Below are 1,443 nucleotides of genomic sequence, written 5' to 3' on the forward strand. Positions count from 1 at the left end.
ATCGCCTTCACCGCGAGGGCCCGGGACTCGTCGAAGTCCAGGTACTCGGGAACCCAGCGAGTCGCCGCGACGAGCGCCGGCACCGTCCTGGGCGAGCGGAGCTCGCCCAGCATGGACACGATGTCCTCGTGCTCCCTGTGCCAGTCGGCAGGGAACAGCTCGATCAACGGCTCCAGGAACTCCTCGACCGAGGCGTCGGCGGCGCCATGGACGGTCAACGCCATCTCGACGTCGTCGGCGTCCAGGCGCTCCATGGCGTCCCGGAGCAGCCGGAGCGCCAGCGCCCCACCGTCGGGCTCGCCGAAGTGGGCGAGCACCTCGTCGATCGTGCGCGTCGGGGGCGAGCACGGTGCGACCACCAAGCCCATGACCAGATCCTGCTCCTTAGGCGTCATCGCCTGACCACATCCCATGCGGTGATGTTCTCGTTGAAGAGCTTGAGCGCGTCACGGCCGCTAGGTTCTGTCGTCAAATGTCACGCCCACATCAGGAGTGATGCGAGGGTGACTGCCGCTTCGTAGGACTGGGCGGTTTTGTCGTAGCGAGTGGCGATGCCGCGCCACTGCTTGAGTCGGTTGAAGCACCGTTCCACGACGTTGCGGTGCTTGTAGGTCTCGCGGTCGAAGGCCGGCGGGCGGCCTCCTCGGCTGCCGCGCCGGGCCCGGTTGCGGGCCTGATCGGCCCGCTCGGGAATCGTGTGCGGGATGCCGCGGCGGCGGAGCCAGGTGTGGATCGCTTTCGAGCTGTAGCCCTTGTCGCCCAGGACGTGATCGGGCCGGACCCGGGGCCGGCCGGGTCCGATCCGGGGCACCCGGATCGCTTCCATCACGGCGGTGAACCGGGTGCAGTCGTTGGTGTTGCCGCCAGTGACGACGAAAGCGAGCGGACGGCCTCGGCCGTCGCAGGCCAGGTGAATCTTGCTGGTCAGCCCGCCTCTGGACCGACCGAGCGCCGGGTCGCGGAGCCCCCTTTTCGGGCGCCGACCGCATGCTGGTGGGCCCGGACGACCGTGGAATCGACGGACACCAGCCACTCGACGTCGCCCGCCGCGTCCGCCTTCGCCTGAGCAGCCCGCAGCATCCGGTCGAACGTCCCGTCCGTCGCCCACCTGCGAAAACGCGTATGGAGCGTGGCCCACGGACCGTAACGCTCGGGCACATCCCGCCAGGCTGTCCCGGTCCGGAACTTCCACACGATCCCGTTCAAGACCCGGCGGTCGTCCAGCCGCTTCCGCCCCCGCAACGACACGGGCAGCAACGGCCGGACGAACTCCCACTCGGCGTCGGACAGTTCATGGCGACGTATCACGAGACCATGATCCACCACGGTGATCATTTGAAGACACCGCCTAGGTCCTGTCTGACAAAAGATCTTGGATGGGTTCACGGAGCCAGAGGATGAGTGAGGCGATGTGGACTCCGGCCTTGTAACGGGCGGCGAGTT

Annotated in this window: 1 protein-coding gene and 1 pseudogene; both read right to left on the bottom strand. The window is 67.8% G+C overall.

The window, feature by feature from the left end:
- On the bottom strand, positions 1-395 hold a 395-nt coding region (locus ABZY12_RS34365; RefSeq protein WP_356897393.1), incomplete at its 3' end, for a hypothetical protein.
- A gap of 80 nt (positions 396-475) precedes the next feature.
- Positions 476-1,305 (bottom strand): annotated as a pseudogene (locus ABZY12_RS34370) (IS5 family transposase).
- Between the last annotated feature and the right edge of the window lie 138 nt (positions 1,306-1,443).

Source organism: Streptomyces sp. NPDC006551, from assembly GCF_040611675.1.
Lineage (GTDB): Bacteria > Actinomycetota > Actinomycetes > Streptomycetales > Streptomycetaceae > Streptomyces.